This window comes from Acinetobacter sp. AR2-3 (assembly GCF_001878775.1).
In the GTDB taxonomy this organism is placed as follows: Bacteria; Pseudomonadota; Gammaproteobacteria; order Pseudomonadales; family Moraxellaceae; genus Acinetobacter; species Acinetobacter lwoffii_D.
Genome location: NZ_MJIQ01000064.1, coordinates 24927 through 47313, shown reverse-complemented (window position 1 = coordinate 47313; position 22387 = coordinate 24927). Strand labels below are relative to the sequence as shown.

Sequence of the window (22387 nt, the reverse complement as noted above, 5' to 3'; positions counted from 1 at the left end):
TAAAACGTTTGAAAATAGAGTTTGAATGACCAAAACAGGAAGGAATATCTCGCCACGGACAGCCTGTTCTAATTCTATAGAGAATAGCTTCAATAAAATTGCGTAAATTTGAGTTGTGGTGAATGGATAAATTACGCAGAATAACTTTCAACTTTTGCCAGTGTTGATCTGTCAGCATGGTACGAGGCATAGCGAATAGTAACATTGGGTTTGGCGATTTGATTTTACTACTTCGCTATTTTTTTAAACTAAAAGTGTCAACACACCCTAAAAAAAGCCTTTCGACTGAAAGGCTTTTTGTCATTCAAACCGTATTAAAGCGTTGCCAAAATATCTTTTAAGGTTTGGCGCATATTTTTAGACTGGGTAATCGGGCGACCAATTACCAGATGTGTTGAGCCATCTATCATTGCCTGTTTCGGTGTCACAATACGTTTCTGGTCATCTGCATTCGACCCTTCTGGACGAATGCCGGGTGTCACCAATGCAAAGTCTTTTCCAATCGTTTCACGCAACATTTTCGCTTCTTGAGCTGAGCAGACGACACCATCTAGACCACTATCTTTTGTCAGTTGTGCCAGACGTTTTACATGCTCATTTGGTTCAATATCCAGACCAATATCTTTCAAGTCTTCACGGCCCATTGACGTCAATACAGTTACTGCAATCAACTGAGTCTTATAATTACCCGCTTGCAAACGCTCTACACAGGTTTCCATCATCTTGCGGCCACCTGAGGCATGCACATTCACCATCCACACACCCAAATCTGCTGCCGCGCATACAGCCTGTGCTGTTGTATTTGGAATATCATGAAATTTCAGATCCAGAAATACATCAAAGCCTTTATCTTGAAGTGCTTTGACAATGATTGGACCTTCATGGGTAAATAACTCTTTACCAACTTTTAGTCGACACAAGGCAGGATCTAACTGTTCTGCAATGGCTAAGGCATCAAATTGGCTTTTGGCATCTAGTGCGACGATGATACTCAAGAGATTACCCCTTCATATAGGCAAAAAAATAAGCCCATTATAATGGGCTTTGATTTTCATTGGTAATATCTAATACAGTTTTTTCATGCCGGGTATGGGCTGCTGCTTCAGCGGCCATTAACTTGGCTGTATTCAACTGTTCCTTACGTAGATGTTCAATGTCTTTACGCAGTCGTTTTATTTCCCAATTCGTCTGAAAAACCCGGAAGATCTGAACGCCCAATAACAGGCCCAAAACGACACCTAAAGATAACGTGAGGAGAAGTAATAATCCCAGGCGCATTGCGGGAACTTGAGTAAATAACAAGTCCACTGACAATTCGGTACCGTTTTGCAAAACCAAAGCTAATGAATAACCAAACAGTACCAATAAAAGAATGACCAGAACGTAACGCATGAACACCCCGCAAAATATTTACAATTATTTTTGTGCAGACTCGTTCACAGCGTCACGAAGTGCCTTGCCTGGTTTAAAGTGCGGAACTGCTTTTGCAGCCACTTCTACAGATTTACCAGTTTTAGGGTTACGACCTACACGCGGTTCACGGTGATGCAATGCAAAACTACCAAATCCACGAATCTCGATACGGTTGTCAGTTGATAATGCTTCTATCATTTGATCGATCATAATTTTAACGGCTTCTTCCACTAAAGGCTCAGCCAAATGCGGATTTTTTAACGCAATACGCTCTATTAAGTCAGACTTATTAAGTGCTTCAGTAGTCATCTGCGACCTCTTTAATTATCAAGCTACTTGGGATCTATTTCCCGATAATAACCTGTTTAAATACAAAACGGTAGCGCAATAATTAAATACTACGCTACCGTTTACAGTATTTGTATAAAAAGTATTAGTTAACTTACATTAACAATACAATTCAAACGCTTACTTAGTTGCCCATTTGAGCTTTGATCAGGTCACCAATCGTCTTAGGACCATTGTCTTGACCAGCAGGAGCTGTTTTCAAGTTAGCAACTGCTTCTTTCTCTTCAGCTTCGTCTTTCGCTTTGATAGACAAGTTGATTGCGCGAGATTTACGATCTACGTTGATGATCTTCGCTTCAACTTCTTGACCAACTTCAAGGAACTTAGTTGCATCTTCAACGCGGTCGCGGTTGATCTCAGATGCTTTCAGAGTCGCTTCAACTTCGTCAGCTAACTTAACAGTAGCGCCTTTAGCGTCAACTGCAGTTACAGTACCTTTAACCAACGCACCGCGTTCGTTAGCAGCAAGGAAGTCATTGAACGGATCGTTGTTCATTTGCTTGATGCCAAGGCTGATACGGTTGCCTTCAGCGTCTACAGAAAGGATAACCGCTTCAACAGTGTCGCCTTTCTTGTAACGACGAATCGCTTCTTCGCCTTGTTCGTTCCAAGAAATATCAGACAAGTGAACTAGACCGTCGATACCGCCTGGTAAACCGATGAAGATACCGAAGTCAGTGATAGATTTGATCGTACCAGAAACTTTTTCGCCTTTGTCGTGGTCTTTAGCAAACTCTTCCCATGGGTTAGCACGAGTTTGTTTGATACCAAGAGAAATACGACGACGTTCTTCATCAACTTCAAGAACCATAACATCAACTTCGTCACCAATCTGAACAACTTTAGATGGGTGGATGTTTTTGTTCGTGTGATCCATTTCTGAAACGTGTACTAAACCTTCAACGCCTTCAGCGATTTCAGCGAAACAACCATAGTCAGTCAGGTTAGTTACGCGCGCTTTAACGATTGAACCTTTAGGGTAACGGTTCATGATCGCTAACCATGGATCTTCGCCAAGTTGTTTAAGACCTAGAGAAACACGGTTACGTTCGCGGTCGAATTTAAGTACTTTAACAGTAACTTCTTGACCAACTTCAACAACTTCTGAAGGGTGCTTGATACGTTTCCAAGCCATGTCAGTGATGTGAAGAAGACCATCAATACCGCCAAGGTCAACGAATGCGCCGTAGTCAGTAAGATTTTTGATAGTACCAGTAACTGTTTGACCTTCTTCAAGCTGAGCAAGAAGAGCTTCACGGTCAGCTGAAGATTCAGCTTCCATAACAGCACGACGTGAAACAACAACGTTGTTACGTTTAGCGTCAAGTTTGATTACTTTGAATTCTAACTCTTTGCCTTCTAGGTGAGTAGTATCACGAATAGGACGAGTATCAACTAAAGAACCTGGAAGGAACGCACGTACTGGACCGATGTCAACAGTGAAACCACCTTTAACTTTACCAGAGATAACACCAGTAACGATTTCGCCGTCTTCAAAGATTTTTTCAAGTTTAGTCCAAGTTTCTGCGCGTTTAGCTTTTTCGCGAGAAAGAACTGTTTGACCCATACCGTTGTCAAGTGCTTCAACAACTACGTCTACAGTGTCGCCAACTTGAACTTCAAGTTCGCGCTGTTCATTTAAGAACTCAGCACGGTCAACAACGCCTTCAGATTTAAGGCCAGTGTCAACAGTTACCCAATCAGAGTCAATGCTTACTACAACGCCCTGGATAACTGCACCCTTTTCAACGTTGAGGTTTAATTCGCTTGCTTCAAAGAGGGCTGCAAAAGATTCGGTCATGATATTTCCGATAAAGTCAGCGGTCTTGGATCAGACAAGGCCGGTTTAATTAAGCATCTACATAGTCCATATAAAACTGATCAAGCTATGCGTTTGCTGATAAAATTGGGTTAATTTGCTAACTGCTGATCCACATAAGTGGTCATCAGCTGGAATACTTCATCGATATTCAAATCTGAACTATCAATAATGTAAGCATCATCCGCAGGCTTGAGTGGAGCGACGGCGCGTTCCGTATCTCGTTTATCGCGAGCGATGATATTAGCTAAAATGTCGCTTATTTTAACATCCAGTCCCATGCCCTGCAACTGCTTTACACGTCTTTGCGCGCGTGATTCAGCCGAGGCCGTCAAATATATTTTTGCCTGAGCATTCGGGAAGATACTTGTCGCCATATCACGTCCGTCTGCTACCAGACCAGGCGCCTGTGCAAAGGCATGCTGACGTGAAACCATCGCTGTTCTAAGCTCAGGAATTGCTGCAACTTTTGAAGCAAACTCTCCTACCCGTTCAGTTCGAATAGTTTGGGACACATCTTCACCATCCAGCCACACCTGCACCCCGGTGTCGGTACTGACAAACTGGATATCTAAATTTGTTGCGATTTGTACGCATTCTGGCAATTTCGTGTCTAGCGAATCCAGCAAATCATGGTGATGCAATGACAAACCCAAAAGGCGGTAGAGCGCGCCAGAATCCAATAAGTGAAACTGATAATGTGCAGCCAGTTTCGCTGCTAACGTGCCCTTGCCAGACCCACTTGGACCATCAATGGTAATAATTTGAACTGTCATTGCTTTCCCGTTGTTGTTTAAACAGATTTTGCGAGTTTTGTCAGGCCTAGTTTAATCGCTGCCTGTAACTGTGCAAGGATTAATTTACTCACAAAAGGCGCACGTGCCTGCAATTCAATCGTATAAGTTACTAACGTTTTGTCATCAGCCAGTGCTTCAAATTCAATAATGCCTAAATGATGCTTGATCAATGGATTTTTAATAATCTGATATTCGATGCGATTATTTGGCTCGAACAAGGTAATTTGTTCTTTCAGCGGCTTCACTGGCCCCATACCCATTGCACGTACTGAACCGAGTCCATCAGGATATTCAGCATCCGCAGAATCCTTGATTCGTTCGACCTGCATCGGTGCGAAGGCAATATTATAGGTGGCATGCTTGGACATCAAATTGAAGACATCATCAAGGGCTGCTGGGAATTCTTTTTTTACTTGGATGCTGTTCATTATTGTTCCTGAAGATTGCAGATATTTGAAAGTGGGAAAATTTTAGCGGATAAAGTAAATTTACTTCTGCGTATTTAATAACTTTTCTTGTAACTTGAATTGTCGTTTCTGCTCGCGACGCAACTTAAAAAATGCACTGAGCTGTTCAGAGCATTGCTGCTGCATGCAGCCTGCCTGGAAAGAAAATACGTGATTATAATAACCGGTTTCAAACAGTTGACGCGCACTCACCAGTGAACCTGCTTTCGCTTCAAATGCGCCAAATACTACCCGTGAAACCCGTGAATGCACCAGCGCACCAACACACATGGTGCACGGCTCTAAAGTCACATAAAGCACTGCATCATCAGGTAAACGATAATTCTGGATGTTTTGACAGGCATCACGTAGTGCAACAATTTCAGCATGCGCAGTCGGATCATTCAACGAGATGGGCGCATTAAATCCCTGACCAATGATCTGATTCTGACTGACGATAATTGCCCCGACGGGGATTTCTCCCTGTGCAGCAGCAAGTGCAGCCTGCTCGTAAGCACGCTGCATCCAGTATTCATCTGTAAATTGTGTTTCGGACATTGAGGCTTAAATCACACCATAATGCTTGAGCAGCTCATTCCAGCTTTCAATAGTCGTAACTGGAGGATTTCCAGACAGGATACCTTTTAAGCTCATATCTACACCTTTTTTCCACTCAGGACTAAGGTCTTTATCGACCAGACGCGCTCGCACTCCCTCGACAAAATCATGATGACGGATTTTCCAGTCAGAAATTTGAACTTCCAGCTCGAAAACTTCATTCCAGGAATGTACCTGCTTACCCCATTGCCATAATAGCCAGGTCAAGGCTGCGGTAGTCGGCGAACCTTTTTTCAGGTTTTCACTGGCCTGACGCAACCAGTCACTACGCGCATCACTCAGGCCAATAATCGACTCATAATCATGCTCAAAGTTGATACCACGGCAAACACTATGAATCACATCCAAGGAGTTTTGCAGCGGTCCTGGGCCGACTGGACGGTGCATACTATTCAGGGTATCATCAATGGCACGAAAGTCACCTGCAGGATAATGCTCCCAGTCGATATTAATGACTTTATCCAAAACTGAATCACGCTGTGCATCACAAATATGCGTTGCCCAGCCAATCCCATAAGCGCCCGCAGCGGTCATGATCGAACCGGTCAAGCCAGTAAATAGACCAATCGCACCACGATCTGCTAAGAAGCGGGTTGCACCCACGTCTGGATACAAACCGATATTAATTTCAGGCATCGCCAAACGCGAATACGGCGTCACTAAACGGAAAGGCGCTGCCATAAACAGGCCCAAGCCACCACCCATCACATAACCTTCACCCCAGACTAAAACGGGTTTGGCATAATTATGCAATAACAGATCGAGTGCATATTCTTGTTCAAAAAACTTATTGGCAGCCGCCACTTCATCATTAATCACTAACTGACGCAGTTTACGCACATCCCCACCCGCACAGAACGCTTTCGGTGTGGTTGAATCGAGCCAGATGGCTTTTACGCTGTCATCATGATGAAAGTCCTGAAATACTTCCAAGAGTGCGGAAGCGATCGACTCATCCAGCGCATGCAAAGATTTCGGGCGATTTAAACGAACGATACGCCAACCATTGTGCGCTTCTTCAACAATCAAATCCGGATGATAATGTTTAGTAAGGGGAGAATATTTCATGCGTCCAGCTGCCAATCTATAGGCTCAATGCCATGTTGTTTGAGGTAGTTATTCGATTTTGAAAATACTTTACAACCAAAAAAACCACCACGGTTTGCGGCCAAAGGCGATGGATGTGCTGCCTTTAACACGAGATGCTTGTCTTGATTAATGCGCTGTCCTTTACGCTGTGCGTATGCGCCCCAAAGAATAAAGACAATATGTTCACGCTGTTCATTTAATACATCAATGACGTGATCGGTAAATTCTTCCCAACCACGCTTTTGATGCGAAGTCGGCTGACCTGCTTCGACGGTCAGTACTGCATTTAACAGAAGTACACCCTGCTCTGCCCAATGCGTCAAGTCACCATGCTTCGGTCTTTCAACCCCGACATCAGCATGTAACTCATGAAAAATATTACGCAAAGATGGTGGTAATGCAACCCCCTTTTGCACGGAAAAGCTTAATCCATGCGCCTGATTTGGGCCATGATAAGGATCTTGCCCTAAAATCACCACTTTTACCCGATCTAGCGGTGTGGTATTCAAAGCATTAAAAATCAGATGATTGGGAGGATAAATGATTTTATCTGCTTTTTTTTCTTCAACGAGAAATGCTTTTAATTCATCCATTTTCGGACTGAGCAAAAATTCACTCAATCCATATTTCCAGCTTTCATCCAGCTGAACTTTATTCAGCTTGGCCAGTTGCTGTTCATTTAAAGACATTCTTCAATCCTAAATCTATGTCAATGGATTTAAAGTCACGCAGACTTTAAATCTGTACCTGTAAATCTACTGTAGGGTTATGAAATGGTGTGCCCTGTTTGAGCTTGGCAAACATGTCCGGATCTGTCCATTCAGCTTGCACTTGTTCAGAGAACTCAAGTTGCTCCAGACTCAAAATTCCCATCTGTTCATTTTGAATATCTTCTAAAAAGCTTTGTGCATAGCCGGTATCGGTTTCATGCACAATCACAGAATAGACTTCGACATCGCCTTCACCATTTTGTGTCACCGTCGATGCCAGCACCTGCTGTGCCAGAAAGAAGAAAATACGAGAAAACTGTTCTGCTGATGGCGATACCGGCAAAGACACCCAGCGCGCACTAAAATCCTTGCAGGCCTGAATATATTCCGGATCGTCATTTTGCCAGAAGCAGATAGCATGATCGAAAGAATCAAAGAAATCCTTAATCACACTTTTAAGCAGACCAAAGTCATAGACCATTTGACCATGATCTAGCTTCGAGGCTTTTAGCAATAACTCGACTTTATAACTATGGCCATGGATCGAACGCTTACAGCGATCTGACGTGCAGTTACGCACAATATGAGCATTCTCAAACTTAAATAACTTACGAATTAACATATGCCGTAATGTCGTCAAAAAATAGGTGAATTAATTTTGATTATAAAGCAAAAGTAAAGCTTTGAGGATTAATTTTGCTGTTTAGCATGATAGGAAAAAGGCATCAGCCCGGCATTTTCGCTTATACAGCCTGTACAATTCATGAGCTAAAATTAAAATGGTGCCATGCTACGGTAGGCCACATAAACCTGTTTGTCCTGACGGACTAGATCACTGCTAAATTGGCGCTTGCGCTCACTTAAAACCACTTCAATCCGAGCTTTAAAATAATTGGATTGCACCCCGAGCTGACTATTTAACAGATTGCGCTTGCCCGCCTCCACTTGGGCGAAAGGCTCAAGTGACCATAGCTCAGAAACATTAGAGAAGTGCTCCAGATTGGCCTGTCGCTGATCCAGCAATTGCTGCACGGCATTTACGTCCAGTTTTTCATCCATACTGGCCAAAAGAAAAGCTGAAGCTGTATTGATATTCACTGGACTCTCCTGCAGCGGCGCTGCAGTTAAATAAGGTTCAACCAGCTTGTATTTATTCTCTTCAAAACCGCGTACCAGCTTTAACTCTTCGATACTATGAAATTTGGCATTCGGTGGCAAAGCAGCATTGGGTATACCCTGATAATAATTTGACTCAGCGCCCATAGCCCCACTGGTCAACTCATCCTGATCCTGCCAGTCAATGACTGCTTCACTGAGCTGTTCCGGCAAACCGGCACGTTTTAGAATCAGCTCGAACAATGCCTTGGCATTTTCATTCACCGTACCTTCGGCGGTGATCAGGCTATTTAAATTAAACTTTCCCGATTCATCCTGCACAATTCCGGAGACATAACCGTCATCTACCGGAAAAGCCGGCATGGGTTGCGCCCAGGTTTCCTGCAGATGGTCGACCTCTGCAGCATTTTCAGCATCATCGACCAGCAATTCAGAAAAAAAGGCCTCGGCACTTTTGGCATACATAAGGGACTGGTTTTGTCGCATCAAATAGGCAGTGCTTTCAGCAGTTGCAGCCTGACGTTGGGCAATCGTAGCCGCCAAAATAGTCGCTAGCGCTACCATCACCAGAATGGTAATCAGTGCAATGCCCTGCTGCTGCTTGATCATGATCGCTTTATTCATTTTCATTTCTTATTATTCTGCGCTGGGTTGACCGGTGTTCTGAGTATCAAGCAAAAAGTCAGTATTTAATAAACTAAACATCCATTCATAACTGACGCCATTCACGGTTAAATTGATTTTAATCCCTTTAGGCAAACGCTGTTTATGCTCTAACTGATTCAGATCAGCAGAAGTATCCGGCCATTGCGTGAGTTCATTCGGATTAAGTACGACGATCTGGAATTGTTCCACTTCCGACAATAAAACACTGGATTCGGGCTGATCTTGACCTGTCTGATTTAGATTCCGGTATTTCAAGCGATAAAGTTTCTGCTCATCGGCTCGATACTGATATTCAATGCGTTCATCTGGGGAAATCCCCTCTTCCAAAGGGTCAGTTACCCCGGTTTTACTGAAATTAAAGCGTCCGTTCTGCAGCACCAGAGCCGGCTGAATATCCCCATTGATGTTGGCCGTTAAGGGTACTGCCTGTACGGTATCTCGCAGAATCTGCTGATAGGTTTGCTGTAACTGACCTAAACGCTGTTCATGAATCACATTCTGATCTTTGGTTTTGACAATATAATCAAAAACTTTCCAACCTAAGGCAGACAGCACCGCAAAGATCGCAATTGCGACCATTAATTCAACCAGGGTAAATCCTTTAGGCTTCATGGAGTATTGTTCATGCGATGATTAAAGAACATCAGGCTGCTAATCCCAGATTCAACTTGACCACTGTCCTGATTAACCAGACTAATCTGCAATTCGATTCGCTGCACATTCGGACTGACCGTCGGCTCACTGCGTTTATCAATCTGCCAGGTTTCACCTTGCTGGGTCAGCTGTTTAGAAGCCGTACCCTCCATCCATTCCTTATTGATTTCCATTTGTGCCACTTCATTTAAAGCAACAAACTGTGCTTTGGTACGTAGAATGGCATTCGAGGTCGACTGGGTATACTGCATTGCGACTTTGGTCAAAGTCATGGCTGCGGTCGCAAAAATTGCCAAGGCCACCATAACTTCCAACAAAGTAAAACCTGAGGCACGATTAAGTCGAGTAACACTCGACCGTGCCGCAAGTCCGAAAGCTATGCTTGAGGAGCAGCGATAAACGAAACAACGTTTCGTCCGAGCGCAAGATGACGAACTCTGTTTGGAGTACACACGATGAAGTCGATCAATACCAGACTTAAGCTTTATGATCGCACCAAATCCAGTATTCTGCTTGAAATATCTAGATTTCATTGATTTTACCCAGATGATCAATCTCAATCGCAGCACCCACTTCACGGTCTTCTAAAAAGAACTGAATCCGCACCGGCTTGACTTCACCATTGCCGAGCCAGATCAATTGAGGTGAATTTGCCTGAGTCAGGTCACGGTTTTGCGCCCTGGCATAACGCTGCTGTTCCAGTGCCTGAATCTGAAAGGAAACATGATCAGGTAAATTACGCAATTTAAAATCTGCATAACTTTGCCATTTTTCATTTTGCAGGTTCGGTTCATTCTGCGCTGCTGAACGATATTCTATAATACCATAGCGAAATGGCGTGACATCTGTCGCGGATTGAACGTCAAGCGCAAGTATTCTGGACTGATCATTGGCCTCACGTAGCACCCGTTGCAAGTCCACCAATAAAATTTCCCGCGCCTGCATCGCTTTGCGCTGATCGACACCACTGGTATTGAGCAGCACTAGTGATGCCATAATTCCCATAATCACAATCACCACCATCAATTCGATTAAGGTAAAGCCACGAACTGCACTGTGAGGTGATCTGATCATAGGACAACCTTAGACAAACTGGTCGGCAGAATGCACCTGCTTGGGCAAAGCCAGCGCCTGATCGATATAGGCCACACGCAAGGTATCGCGTGAACCCAAATAACGCTGATAGAAACTGGAATTAAGAATTGCAGCTGCACCATGGGTCAGCGACCAGATCGAAGCCAGATAATCGCGTACCGACATGCGGCTGTTGATCGATGCCAGATAAGTTTCTGTCATACGGATAATCAGGCGTAAGCGCTGTTTGCGCACCTGATAAAGTTCGCTAAACAGGTGCTGGATTCCAACCCCAGTCGTCGACAGGCGTTCTTCAATTTGATGAAACAGCACAGTACGTTCAGGATGATGCAAATGATGCAGCATAAAGAAGGCCAGATGTTCAGGAAAGGCTTTATCGCTATCCTGAATCATTTCCAGCAACATGCGCTCATTACGGATAATCAGCAGCATGTACAGCTCATCTTTACTCTGAAAATGTTTATAAAGTGTCCCTTTGGCCAGATCAAGCTCGGCAGCCAGCGCATCTAGCGTCATTCCTGCTTCACCATTTTCCAACAGGAGCTGTTCTGCAACTTGAAAAATCAAGGTTTCTCTTGCTCGAAACTGAGCCTGACGATCCATCTTCACCCTATAAACTCTCTTTGTACTTTATATAACTTTATTTACTTTAAATTCAGAAGATTTTCAAAGTTCTGCTTTGTGATAAAAGCCATTTCTTCTAGCGACTTATCATATACATCGCAAAGCGCTTTGGCTACATAAGGAACGTATTTAGGCTCATTAGATTTGCCACGATACGGCATTGGCGCAAGATAAGGACTATCGGTTTCAATCAGCACACGATCCAGCGGAACCTGCTTGGCGACATCACGCAGATCCTGCGCATTTTTAAAGGAAACAATGCCGGAAAATGACACATAATAGCCGCAGTCCAGTACCGCTTTGGCGGTTTCCCAGTCTTCGGTAAAACAATGCAAAATCCCGTGAGTCGATTTTTCCGCGCGGATAATATCAACGGTATCATGCTTGGCGGAACGGGTATGAACAACTACAGGTTTTTTGGTGATTTGTGACGCATGAATATGCCGGGCGAAACAGGCCTTTTGCTCTGCAATAAAATCGGTACTGTGATAATAATCAAGACCGGTTTCACCGAGCGCCCAGACTTTCTCCGGTTGCGCCAGTTCGACCAGATATTCAGTCGTGGCACGCGCCATGGTTGCAGCATCTTCGCAAGGATGTACGCCAACGGTATATCCGACATCTGCATGACGCGCGGCAATTTTGGCCAGCTCGATATGATCATCTAGATCGACCGAGATACTCATGAATTTGGAAACACCGGCTTCACGAGCCTGAGCCAATGCTTGGTCCAGATCACCATGATATGGTGTCAAATCAAGCAGGGTTAAATGACAATGAGTATCTACAAACACGATGCGTTCCTACCAAGGGTAAATTAACTACATAGTGTAACTTTTACGTCCTTCAGATTTAAGACCCGCAACCAGACGATCTGCTTCATTTTTGAAATAAACGCCTTTTTCACCGCTTAACTGGATGCCAAAGCCTTGTGGCTTGATGCCATTCTGCTTTTGCGAGACCCAGATGACTTTACCAGTTAAAGGAATTTTCTGGGTCTGGTCAGGCAAAGTCGTCAATACAAAAACCTCTTCGCCCAGTTTGACCGGCTGCTTGGAAGGAATAAAAAGCCCACCACCCACAACATAAGGCATATAGCTGGCAAACAGTGTTTCAATGTCAGGAATATTGGCCTGAATAATACCGCCCATACGTGGTTGCATGTGATTTCCCCTTAATTAAAGATTCATCAGTTTGATAAACAATTCATCAATAACCAGATTGCTTTGGACATTCTGTTCGAGATATTGCTTGGCTTGCTGAAAATCCTCATAAATTTTAAAAAGTACTTCTAATGAATATTGTTCGGCAAGTACATTGAATTCAAGGTCAATGTTTTTCACCGTCTGATTTAGCTTGACACAAATTAAATCGGACAACAAGTATTCAAACATTTGAGCAAATTCACCAAAACTCAGGCTTTTATTCCATTTGGTCGCAATTGCCAGTGGCATATTTTTTTGCATAACCAGTTTTTGCCAGTCTTGCAGAAATTCCTGACGCAGTGGCAGCCAGGCACTTTGTGCAACCTCTAATGCCTGTAATGGCATCTGATTGGACAGGTTCATCAGCAACTGTTGTTGGCTAGCACCTGCATCTGGGAGCTGATTCTGGACATAATCGCTAAATTGTTCTGCGGAAATCCGGTCCAAAGCAAAATGCTGCAAACGACTGCGTATAGTCGCGGGCAATTTTAAATAATGATTCGCCAGTAAAATAATGACCGTATTATCACCGGGTTCTTCCAGTGTTTTGAGTAAGGCATTGGCAGAGGCAATATTCAAGGCTTCTGCCGGCTCAATCACAATCACGCGCCAGCCATCTACAGTCTGTTGCACAAAAGGCAGCAGATCGCGAATCTTCTCGATCTTGATTTTGGCATTCTGTTTTTTATTGTCGTCATCGGTACTGATATGCACATAGTTGGGATGGGTGTCTGCCTTTAACCATTGACAGCTACTGCATTCACCACATGGCCCGGCAGGCTGACGATTCAGGCATAACACCCAAGCCAGAAACTGTTGGGTAAACGCTTCTTTACCACAGCCTTTTTTTCCATAAAACAATAAACCATGTCCAAGCTTAGGAAAGCGCCCGGTCAGGGTTTCCCAAACCTGTTGCTGCCATGGATAGATATGTGCATTGACATCAAAAGGCATGTATTTGACTCTTCTTAGGCAAAATGGGAAAGATCCATCTGATTCAGGCGATCCAGATCTTCCTGGGTATCTACACCTGGCGGCAAATTGGCTTCAGCCACCGCAATGGCAATACGATGTCCATTTTCCAGTACCCGTAACTGTTCTAGAGATTCCAGTTTCTCCAGCACACCCATGTCCCAAGTCACATATTCTTGCAGCAGTTTCACCCGATAGGCATATAGGCCTAAATGACGGTACGCCTGATTATGCAATTTTGGTTCAGCCAGTTTCACGCCATCACGGTCATAAGGAATGGTAGCACGGCTAAAATACAGTGCCTGCTGTTGTTTCGACATGACGACTTTTACAATGCTGTCACGTTTGAATTCATCTAATTGATAGATCGGCTCACATAGCGTCGACATGGAAGATTCAGGCTGATCTTCTAGAAGTTGAGCAACCTGTTTTACCAGTTGCGCCGGCAGTAAAGGTTCATCCCCCTGTACATTGACAATAATGTCATCACTGGCCCAGCCTTTAATTCGAGCCACTTCACTCAAGCGGTCTGTGCCGGAAGGATGATCCGCTGAGGTAATCACCACATCAATGCCTTCAGTACGGCAAACGGCAGCAATACGTTCATCATCAGTTGCCACACACAGATCGTCAAAACCTTGCACTTTTTTGGCTTGGTCCACTACCCGCAGAATCATGGGACGACCATGAATTTCCAGCAACGGTTTACCCGGTAAACGTGAACTGGCGAAACGTGCAGGAATAACAATGTGTTTCATAATGAATGAGCCTTAAGAAATTTGAATGCCGTATTGTTGTAACTGTTGCTGCAAGACTATATAGCAGGCTAGCGATAGGACTGCATCGACTGGCACTACCCAGATATCCTGTTTAAAATCTGGATATTGTTTAAGTAGCGCCATAATTTTTACTGCGTCTTTTTCAGTAGTAATGATCGGATTACTATCATCAAACTGTAAATCCTCAATGTCATAGTCATGATGATCTGGAAACTCATGACACTGAAATTGTTCTATGCCTAAATTTTGCAAGGTCTGATAAAACCGCTGTGGAAAGCCAATGCCGACTACCGCATAAAAAGCCGCTTGAGGATTAAAGATTTTAGTGTTGTCCTGATTGAGCAAATAAGGCTGTGATGCAGCCAGATGCATATGCAGTTCAGAGCTTGGATTAGCCGAATGCTCAATTACGGTTCCCGCTTTCAAACGGGCCACTGGTTCACGTAGATAACCTTCTGGAAGCAGTTTCTGATTACCCAGACCGCGATTATTATCCAGCACAATCCACTCAATCTGGCGATTCAAGGCCCAATGCTGCAGGCCATCATCACAGATAATCAGATCCAGTTCATGTTTGTGCAGCAATAACTCGATACTTTTCTGCCGGTTGGGACCAACTGCCATCGGCACGCCTGTTGCCTGTACAATCAAGGCAGGCTCATCTCCGACAATCTCCGGCAAGGTATTAAAGTCGACATAGGCAGGAAATGGACCTTGGCCGCCATAGCCTCGACTGATCACGCCTACCCGAACATTTTTCTCGGTTAAATAATCCACCAGATGAATCAACAAAGGTGTTTTACCGCTACCACCGACTGTGATGTTACCAATTACCATAACGGGAATTGGTGCACTATAACTTTTTTTAATGCCTTTTTGATAAAGCCAGTGATTGCTGACAAAACCCAGGCGATACAACCATGACAAAGGACGCAGCACCACCAGCCACTTTGCCTGTGCATTCCAAGCATCCTGAATGATTTGTGCCAGTGCCATAAGTTACTGTTCCTCAAAGTTACGCTGATGCAACTGATAATAAGCACCATGTAGCGCAATCAGTTCGGCATGACTGCCCTGCTCAACAATACGGCCCTGATCCATGACAACAATACGATCCGCGTTTTCAATCGTCGATAGACGATGTGCAATTACGATGGTGGTACGGTCCTGCATGGCTTTATCAAAGGCACGCTGAATAAAGTATTCCGACTCGTTATCCAGCGCACTGGTCGCTTCATCCAGAATCAGAATAGAGGCATTTTTCAAAATTGCTCGCGCGATGGCGATGCGCTGACGCTGGCCACCAGACAGGTTTAAACCCTGAGCACCCAGCTGAGTATTATAACCTTGCGGTAGTGCCATAATAAAATCATGCGCATAGGCTGCCTTTGCTGCCGCGATAATATCTTCATCGGAAGCACCTTCGAGCTGACCATAAGCAATATTTTCCCGCACGGTACGATTAAACAGTACTACTTGCTGGTTCACCATGGCAATCTGGGTTCGCAAGGCGGTAATTTCAAAATCTTCAATCGGTTTCTGATCCAGCAGAATCTGCCCCGAAGTCGCATCCTGATAACGCACCAGCAGATTCACCAGAGAACTTTTTCCTGCACCAGAACGTCCTACCAGCGCTACTGTTTCACCGGCCTTGACCTGTAAATTAAATTCATGAATGGCATGATGGCCATCATCATAAATCAAGTTAACATCTTTAAACTCGATATCGCCTTTTAGGCTATCAGTCAACGTCCCGGTATTTTTTTCCTCAGGCATATCCAGCAATTCAAATACTGAATGTGCTGCGGCCATACCCCGTTGAATCTTTTCATTGATATCCGTCAAGGCTTTGATTGGTCTTGCCAGCATACCCGCCGCAGTAATATAAGCAACAAATTCACCGGCAGAGGTGTCACCCAAGATTTGTGGGCGCAAGGCAATAAACATCACGATACTCAGTGAAATGGACATGATCAACTGAACGACAGGACTATTCAACTGTTGCACAGCGACCATTTTCAAGCCACGACGCAAGTTTTCAAGCGAGTTCTGTTTAAAGCGTTCCTGCTCAGAACTTTGCCCGCCAAAACCCTTGACGATCAGGTTGGCATTCACCGTTTCCTGCACTACATGGTTCACATCACCCATGGTGTCTTGTACTTGTTGCGATAATTTACGCATCCGTCTTGCAGCTTTACTGATAATAAAACCTATGACGGGTGCAAAAATCAGGATACACATGGTCAGACGCCAGTTGGTATACAACAGGTAGCCTAATAATGCCAGGGTGATCAAACCTTGTTGCAACAAGGTTCTTAGGGCTTCAGTTGAAGCAGCGGTTAGCTGTTCAACGTTATACATGATTTTGGCAGTAATATGCCCGCTGGTATTGTCCAGATAATACTGGGAAGGTAAACGCAGCAATTTTGCAAAAACTTCCTGACGGATATTGAATACCAGATTCCGGGAAATCACGGCAGTAAAATAACCACCCATGAACAAACCCAGTCCCCGGAAGAACATGAGTATGACCACCAAAAATGGGAAAAGTGAAGTGAAACTCTGGTCTTTATTTTGAATCGCCTCAATAATATATTCTAGTAATTTAGCGACAGAGACTTCCGTAGCGGCATTAATAGAAAAACCCAGCAGGACAAGCAATGCAATGCCCCAAAACGGTTTTAAATAACTTAAAAGGCGAAGATAGACCTTAAAATCGTGCTTCACTAATAACCTCGGGTGGGTACTTTGGTACTGATATTAATATTTACAAAGCCGAGCTGCCCGGCCACATCCATGACACGAATCACGTCCTGATGGCTGGCTTTTGCGTCAGCTGCAATGACAAACATTAAATCACGGCGTTCATTAGAAATCTGTTTAATTGCAGTATTTAAATCCGCGACTTCCTTACTGGCCAAGGATTGACCATTGACTGCGTAATGACCATTGGCATCCACAATCACTTCAACTTTCTGATCATAGCTTTTAGGCGGTACACCTTGCGCATCCGGCAAGGTCAGATTCATTCGGCTCATTTGGCTAAATGTCGTCGACAAAAGTAAAAAGACCAGAATAAACAGCAGACAATCAATCATCGGTGTCAGATTAATATGTACATCTTCCACCTGGTTGCGTTTGAATTTCATCATCCGCCTCCTAGCTGGCTTTTTGCATGTCTTGATCTATGTCTGCATGATTACGATAAAAAAGATCCGCATGAAACAAAGTCGCTTGCTGCTCAAGTTCAGCCACATATTCCTGAACAAGACGCTGAAAATAACGGTGAGCAAACAGTGCAGGAATTGCAATCAGCATACCGGCTGCCGTGGTAATTAAAGCCTTGGAAATACCGGGCATCATCAAGACCGGATCACTTCCAGTTCCCACATCGATCATCAGGAAAGACTCAATAATCCCAAGTACGGTCCCCAACAAACCGAGTAAAGGCGCAACTGCACTCAACGTGCCCAGAAAATTAATATTTTTTTCCAGATAACCGATTTCCTGTGACGCCACCACTTCCATCTGCGCGCGAGCATACTGCTCACCCTGCGGCTTACTAGTATAGCCCGCAGCCAATACCCGGCCCAAAGTGCTTTGCTTTAAGGCCGCACTTTGATTCATTTTTTGCATGACTTGTGCTGTATTTTGCGAAGGCCCCATCAACAGGATCGACGGAAGTACTACGTTCTTTTTCAGGCGGATCAGGCGCTCGATCGAAATCGCCAGCATAAAGATAGAACACAAGACCAGGGGCAGCATGAGCCAACCACCTGCTTTAACCAATTCCCACATCTAATTTATTCCCCAATAAAAAAAATATATAAATTATTCATCTTCTAAAATAGAAAGAATGCCATCAAGTTCTTCTAAAGAGTGATAGCTAATAACCAGTTTCCCTTTACCTTGCTTGTTATAGTCAATTTTAACATCTGCACTGAAACGCTCTGAAAGGCGCTGGGTCAATTGCTGAATATCTGGTGCTACCGCTTCTTTTACTTTTTCTTGTTTAGGTGTATTGAAATCACGGACTAACTGCTCGGTTTGACGCACAGACAGACTTTTTTCAATTACGATATCTGCAACTTTGAGCTGATCTTTAGCTTTTAAGGTTAAGATCGCACGTGCATGCCCCATATCCAGCAAACCTTGTTGCATAAAGTCTTTCACTTCTTCAGCCAAGCTGAGCAAACGAAGCAGGTTACTCACTGTCGTACGCGCTTTACCAACGGTATCTGCAATCTCCTGATGGCTTAAACCAAATTCTTCATGGAAACGCTGTAAGGCCAGCGCCTGATCAATCGGATTCAGATCCTGACGTTGGATGTTTTCAATCAGAGCCAATGCAATCGCGACCTGATCCTGAAGTTCGCGCACAATCGCAGGAATTTCAGTCAGACCTGCCAACTGCGCTGCACGCCAACGACGTTCACCGGCAATAATTTCATAAGGATAGCGTTCGTCATCGACCGGACGAATCACAATCGGCTGCATAATGCCGTGTTTTTCAATCGATGCCGCCAGCTCTTGCAAGTCTTGCTCGTTGATATAACGGCGCGGCTGGTATTCACCACGCTTGAGCAGGTTCACATCAATCTGTTTGAGCTGACCATGATCAAGACCTTGGGCTTCCATCTGTAATTTTTCTTTTTGAATTGAGCCTAGCAAGGCATCCAAGCCACGACCTTTAGCGAGTCCACGTTTCTTGACGGTCATGCTTTACTTCCTTTTTTCACTTTGCTTTTCTTTAATACTTCAGCTGCCAGATTTAAGTAAGCAACTGCACCCTTTGAGCTTTTTTCAAAATAAATCACCGGCAAACCGTGTGCTGGTGCTTCAGCCAGACGAATATTGCGTGGAATCACGGTGTCATACAGTTTTTTACCGAAATATTGTTCTAATTCTTCAGAGACATCACGGGTCAAGGCATTACGCGCATCATACATGGTACGTAATACACCGACTATTTGCAGGTCTGGATTCAATGCTTGCTGAATCCGATCGATGGTCTGGGTCAAATCAGCCAGACCTTCCAGTGCATAATATTCACACTGCATCGGAATCAGCACACCATCAACCGCTGCCAAAGCATTCACTGTAATCAGGCTCAGACTTGGCGCACAATCAACAATAATATAATCAAATGACTTTTCGACTTCTTGCAATGCATCACGCAAGATGAATTCACGTCCTTCTTGATCTGCAATTGCCAGCTCAACCCCAGCCAGATCACGGTTGGCACCCAGAACCTTATAACCGACTTCTGCCTTGGCGATCGCCGTCTCAATAGGCACTTCACCCAGCAATACATCGGTGACCGAATACAGCAGGTCATTCTTTTGAATGCCCGACCCCATGGTTGCATTGCCTTGCGAATCCATATCGACCAGCAAAACGCGTTTTTTTAACACAGCTAAAGATGCTGCCAAATTTACTGCGGTTGTGGTTTTACCAACACCACCTTTTTGGTTTGCAATCGCAATAATTTGTGCCATGTTGCCCCCAATCCCTTTAAAATTCTTAAATACGTTTTAATAGCAGTAAATGACGCTGTTCGTCTAAGCGCGGAACTTTAAGTTCAATAATCTCACAACTAAATTCATTTTTTAAAGCAGTGACTTCATCTTCAGGAATTAAGCCTTTCATCGAGGCAATAATGGTCTGTTCATGCATATACGGTTTAGAGGCATCCACAAAGTCAGTCAGAGATGCAAATGCACGACTGGTAATCACATCGAATTGACCCAGCTCATGAATACTGTCTTCATTTTCTACACGCGTTTGCACGGCAATGACATTTTTAAGTTTCAGATCGGCAATAAACTGCTTCAGGAAACGGATTTTTTTACCGTTTGAATCGAGTAATACACATTCACGCTCGGGCTGACATAAAGCAATGATCATGCCCGGCATACCACCACCTGTGCCGATATCCAGCAACCTGCCCGCAGGCAAGTCCTTTAAAATACTTAAACTGTCGAGCAGATGCTTGACCAGCATTTCCTTAGGATCACGGATTGCAGTCAAATTGTATGCTTTGTTCCACAACACCAAAGCATCCTGATACTTGAGTAATAAATTTAAAGCTTCATCAGATAGCTCTAAACCCAAAGCCTGGCTACCCTGCTTTAGTTCTTGAAAAAACATGTGCATAAACAATCTACGCTCGAAAAAGTTAGGTGGAAGTATACCGTTTTCTCTATATTGGCACAGTAGGCAGTGCTTAGCGAATATTCACTTAAGCAAACTTCCCTTCACGGATCGCCGTATCCAGTGCCGTTAAACGCTCCGGGGTTCCCACATCAACCCAAATTCCTGCCAGTTTAGAAGCTGCAACCTGCTGATTCTGCATTGCTGCTTTTAGCAACGGAGCCAAAGGACGTTTGCCAGTCTCTAAGACTTGGAACATCTTCGGATCAAGTACGGATACACCACTAAAAGTCAGGTTCTCACCTCCGACTTGCTGATCAAAGGTATAAGCTTTACCTTCTGCAAGCGTGAAATCACCCTCTGGGTGTTGTTCAGGGTTCTGCACAAGTACGAGATGCGCCAAATTATCCTTTAGATCAATATCCAGTAAAGGTGCAAAATCCATCGTGGTCCAGACATCACCATTTAACAGAATAAAAGGTTCATCACCGAGTAGCGGCAAGGCATTAATGATTCCACCAGCGGTTTCCAGACCTTCACCCTCATGTGACCAAAGGATGTTAATGCCAAATCGTGAACCATCGCCCAAAGCTTCTGCGAGTTTTTCACCGAGCCAAGCCGTATTGATGACAATTTCAGTAACACCGATCGCAGCCAGTTTCTCTATATGCCAGACAATTAAGGGCTTGCCCCCAACTTCCAGCAAAGGCTTTGGCGTATGCAGCGTTAGCGGCCGCATACGATTACCGAGTCCTGCGGCCAAAATCATCGCTTTCATTCAGGCAGCCACCTCATATGAGCCATATTTAGCTTCAAATGCAGGCATCACTCTGTCACGCATAAACTGCATGAATGGCTCTAGTTCTGCATAAGCCTTAGATTCTTCAAGCAGATACCACATCACACGTGGTAAGTCCTTGAGATAACCTGACTTGCCATCACGTTCAAACAGACGCACAAAAATACCTAAAATCTTGATATGACGCTGAATCGCCATCATGTCGGCGTCTTTTTTAAACTGTTCAAAGTCACGCTCTTCTTTAGCAGATGCTGGCAACAAGTCATAAAAGTTTTTGAACCAGCGATACACACGATCGGCATTCCACTGTACATAGGCATCACGGGTAATCGAGATCAAGTCATAAGTATCCGCACCAATCACAGCATCCTGAAAATCAATCACACCGAGTTCGGTTTCATTGTCGATTTTCATCAAGTTACGACTATGGAAATCCCGATGCACGATCACCTGTGGCTGTGCCAATGCGGCATTCGCCAAAATCGCAAAAGTGCGTTTGATCAAGGCGCTTTCTGATTCAGTCAGTTGAACCTTTAACGCTGGTAACATCCAGTCAGTCAGCAATTCCATTTCCGAGATCAGTTTTTCATAAGAATATGCCGGGAAATGCCCTTCTCCAGCAATCGATTGTAGTTGAATGAGCTGCTTAAAGCTTTGCTCATAATAGGCATCTACAGTCTCGTCATTCAGCAGATTCGACAGCAGCACATCACCAAAGTCTTCGAGCAGTAAAAAGCCATTTTCCAGGTCTTTTGCCACGATATGCGGAACGCGCACGCCATGTACATCAAAAAACTCATCTATCGTCACAAAAGGCACACAATCTTCTTTTTCTGGTGGTGCATCCATCAGCATAAATGTTTTATTATTCAGTTTGATTCGTGCATAACGACGGAAGCTGGCATCACCTGCTAAAAAATGAGTTTCAAATTGATCTGAACCGAGTACAGAGGCAATCCAAGATTGTATCAATTGTTCGCGTTGTGTATTCATTTGCAATTAATTCTAATACAGGCTGAGTTTTTAAAGTGCTAAGTGTAGCTACTTATCAACTTTTTCTCTATGATGCGACAATAATTAATTG

Annotated in this window: 29 protein-coding genes; all 29 read right to left on the bottom strand. The window is 44.1% G+C overall.

Annotation, left to right across the window (positions count from 1 at the left end; all coding sequences use genetic code 11):
• On the bottom strand, nucleotides 1-190 hold a 190-nt coding region (locus BFN00_RS12770), incomplete at its 3' end, for a transposase (RefSeq protein WP_143115429.1).
• A gap of 124 nt (nucleotides 191-314) precedes the next feature.
• Nucleotides 315-995: an orotidine-5'-phosphate decarboxylase gene (gene pyrF / locus BFN00_RS12765; protein WP_005263339.1), complete on the bottom strand. Its 681-nt coding sequence runs from the start codon at nucleotides 993-995 to the stop codon at nucleotides 315-317.
• A gap of 37 nt (nucleotides 996-1032) precedes the next feature.
• Nucleotides 1033-1392, bottom strand: a complete 360-nt coding sequence (locus BFN00_RS12760; RefSeq protein ID WP_004278852.1) for a lipopolysaccharide assembly protein LapA domain-containing protein — start codon at nucleotides 1390-1392, stop codon at nucleotides 1033-1035.
• A 24-nt stretch (nucleotides 1393-1416) separates the two neighbouring features.
• The gene (locus BFN00_RS12755; RefSeq protein ID WP_004278853.1) at nucleotides 1417-1722 is read right to left on the bottom strand and encodes an integration host factor subunit beta; all 306 of its coding nucleotides are present in this window, start codon (nucleotides 1720-1722) and stop codon (nucleotides 1417-1419) included.
• A 163-nt stretch (nucleotides 1723-1885) separates the two neighbouring features.
• Entirely contained in the window at nucleotides 1886-3562 is a 1677-nt protein-coding gene (gene rpsA, locus BFN00_RS12750; protein WP_004278854.1) for a 30S ribosomal protein S1, read from the bottom strand.
• Nucleotides 3563-3672: 110 nt separating this feature from the next.
• Nucleotides 3673-4356 (bottom strand): (d)CMP kinase, encoded by a 684-nt coding sequence (gene cmk, locus BFN00_RS12745; protein WP_004278855.1) that lies wholly within the window; start codon nucleotides 4354-4356, stop codon nucleotides 3673-3675.
• A gap of 17 nt (nucleotides 4357-4373) precedes the next feature.
• Nucleotides 4374-4805 (bottom strand): SRPBCC family protein, encoded by a 432-nt coding sequence (locus BFN00_RS12740; protein ID WP_005247314.1) that lies wholly within the window; start codon nucleotides 4803-4805, stop codon nucleotides 4374-4376.
• Nucleotides 4806-4865: 60 nt separating this feature from the next.
• The gene (gene tadA / locus BFN00_RS12735; protein ID WP_005106574.1) at nucleotides 4866-5381 is read right to left on the bottom strand and encodes a tRNA adenosine(34) deaminase TadA; all 516 of its coding nucleotides are present in this window, start codon (nucleotides 5379-5381) and stop codon (nucleotides 4866-4868) included.
• A gap of 6 nt (nucleotides 5382-5387) precedes the next feature.
• Nucleotides 5388-6509: an enoyl-CoA hydratase/isomerase family protein gene (locus tag BFN00_RS12730; RefSeq protein WP_005247315.1), complete on the bottom strand. Its 1122-nt coding sequence runs from the start codon at nucleotides 6507-6509 to the stop codon at nucleotides 5388-5390.
• Nucleotides 6506-7219, bottom strand: a complete 714-nt coding sequence (gene ung, locus BFN00_RS12725) for a uracil-DNA glycosylase (protein ID WP_005247316.1) — start codon at nucleotides 7217-7219, stop codon at nucleotides 6506-6508. Before ung ends, BFN00_RS12730 begins: the two co-directional genes overlap by 4 nt.
• Before the next feature lie 46 nt (nucleotides 7220-7265).
• Entirely contained in the window at nucleotides 7266-7862 is a 597-nt protein-coding gene (locus tag BFN00_RS12720; RefSeq protein WP_005247318.1) for a 6-pyruvoyl trahydropterin synthase family protein, read from the bottom strand.
• Nucleotides 7863-8014: 152 nt separating this feature from the next.
• Nucleotides 8015-8986, bottom strand: coding sequence for a type II secretion system minor pseudopilin GspK (gspK, locus tag BFN00_RS12715; protein WP_082180572.1), 972 nt, complete (start codon nucleotides 8984-8986; stop codon nucleotides 8015-8017).
• Between the two features lie 6 nt (nucleotides 8987-8992).
• On the bottom strand, nucleotides 8993-9634 hold the full coding sequence (gene gspJ / locus BFN00_RS12710) for a type II secretion system minor pseudopilin GspJ (protein ID WP_071852013.1): 642 nt from the start codon (nucleotides 9632-9634) through the stop codon (nucleotides 8993-8995).
• Nucleotides 9631-10167: a type II secretion system minor pseudopilin GspI gene (gene gspI / locus BFN00_RS12705; RefSeq protein ID WP_502686045.1), complete on the bottom strand. Its 537-nt coding sequence runs from the start codon at nucleotides 10165-10167 to the stop codon at nucleotides 9631-9633. Before gspI ends, gspJ begins: the two co-directional genes overlap by 4 nt.
• A gap of 31 nt (nucleotides 10168-10198) precedes the next feature.
• Nucleotides 10199-10750 carry a type II secretion system protein gene (locus BFN00_RS12700; RefSeq protein ID WP_071852008.1) on the bottom strand — a complete coding sequence of 184 codons (552 nt, stop codon included), beginning with the start codon at nucleotides 10748-10750 and terminating at the stop codon, nucleotides 10199-10201.
• A 9-nt stretch (nucleotides 10751-10759) separates the two neighbouring features.
• Entirely contained in the window at nucleotides 10760-11374 is a 615-nt protein-coding gene (locus BFN00_RS12695; protein ID WP_004278873.1) for a TetR/AcrR family transcriptional regulator, read from the bottom strand.
• Between the two features lie 41 nt (nucleotides 11375-11415).
• Complete coding sequence (locus tag BFN00_RS12690) at nucleotides 11416-12189, bottom strand: TatD family hydrolase (RefSeq protein WP_005106566.1); 774 nt, start codon at nucleotides 12187-12189, stop codon at nucleotides 11416-11418.
• Between the two features lie 27 nt (nucleotides 12190-12216).
• Nucleotides 12217-12558, bottom strand: coding sequence for a PilZ domain-containing protein (locus BFN00_RS12685; protein ID WP_004278877.1), 342 nt, complete (start codon nucleotides 12556-12558; stop codon nucleotides 12217-12219).
• Nucleotides 12559-12573: 15 nt separating this feature from the next.
• Entirely contained in the window at nucleotides 12574-13554 is a 981-nt protein-coding gene (locus BFN00_RS12680; RefSeq protein ID WP_071852006.1) for a DNA polymerase III delta subunit-related protein, read from the bottom strand.
• Between the two features lie 14 nt (nucleotides 13555-13568).
• Nucleotides 13569-14330 carry a 3-deoxy-manno-octulosonate cytidylyltransferase gene (gene kdsB, locus BFN00_RS12675; protein WP_071852003.1) on the bottom strand — a complete coding sequence of 254 codons (762 nt, stop codon included), beginning with the start codon at nucleotides 14328-14330 and terminating at the stop codon, nucleotides 13569-13571.
• A 12-nt stretch (nucleotides 14331-14342) separates the two neighbouring features.
• Nucleotides 14343-15347, bottom strand: a complete 1005-nt coding sequence (gene lpxK, locus BFN00_RS12670; RefSeq protein ID WP_071852001.1) for a tetraacyldisaccharide 4'-kinase — start codon at nucleotides 15345-15347, stop codon at nucleotides 14343-14345.
• 3 nt (nucleotides 15348-15350) lie between these two features.
• Nucleotides 15351-17078: a lipid A export permease/ATP-binding protein MsbA gene (gene msbA, locus BFN00_RS12665; RefSeq protein ID WP_071852000.1), complete on the bottom strand. Its 1728-nt coding sequence runs from the start codon at nucleotides 17076-17078 to the stop codon at nucleotides 15351-15353.
• Nucleotides 17078-17500 carry an ExbD/TolR family protein gene (locus tag BFN00_RS12660; protein ID WP_004278885.1) on the bottom strand — a complete coding sequence of 141 codons (423 nt, stop codon included), beginning with the start codon at nucleotides 17498-17500 and terminating at the stop codon, nucleotides 17078-17080. Before BFN00_RS12660 ends, msbA begins: the two co-directional genes overlap by 1 nt.
• A 10-nt stretch (nucleotides 17501-17510) precedes the next feature.
• Complete coding sequence (locus tag BFN00_RS12655) at nucleotides 17511-18149, bottom strand: MotA/TolQ/ExbB proton channel family protein (RefSeq protein ID WP_004278886.1); 639 nt, start codon at nucleotides 18147-18149, stop codon at nucleotides 17511-17513.
• Nucleotides 18150-18182: 33 nt separating this feature from the next.
• Complete coding sequence (locus BFN00_RS12650) at nucleotides 18183-19070, bottom strand: ParB/RepB/Spo0J family partition protein (RefSeq protein ID WP_071851999.1); 888 nt, start codon at nucleotides 19068-19070, stop codon at nucleotides 18183-18185.
• On the bottom strand, nucleotides 19067-19849 hold the full coding sequence (locus BFN00_RS12645) for a ParA family protein (protein ID WP_005170377.1): 783 nt from the start codon (nucleotides 19847-19849) through the stop codon (nucleotides 19067-19069). Before BFN00_RS12645 ends, BFN00_RS12650 begins: the two co-directional genes overlap by 4 nt.
• Before the next feature lie 25 nt (nucleotides 19850-19874).
• Nucleotides 19875-20507: a 16S rRNA (guanine(527)-N(7))-methyltransferase RsmG gene (gene rsmG / locus BFN00_RS12640; protein ID WP_071851998.1), complete on the bottom strand. Its 633-nt coding sequence runs from the start codon at nucleotides 20505-20507 to the stop codon at nucleotides 19875-19877.
• An 85-nt stretch (nucleotides 20508-20592) separates the two neighbouring features.
• Complete coding sequence (murU, locus tag BFN00_RS12635; RefSeq protein WP_005247326.1) at nucleotides 20593-21282, bottom strand: N-acetylmuramate alpha-1-phosphate uridylyltransferase MurU; 690 nt, start codon at nucleotides 21280-21282, stop codon at nucleotides 20593-20595.
• Entirely contained in the window at nucleotides 21283-22296 is a 1014-nt protein-coding gene (locus BFN00_RS12630; protein WP_071851996.1) for an aminoglycoside phosphotransferase family protein, read from the bottom strand.
• Nucleotides 22297-22387 lie beyond the last annotated feature (91 nt).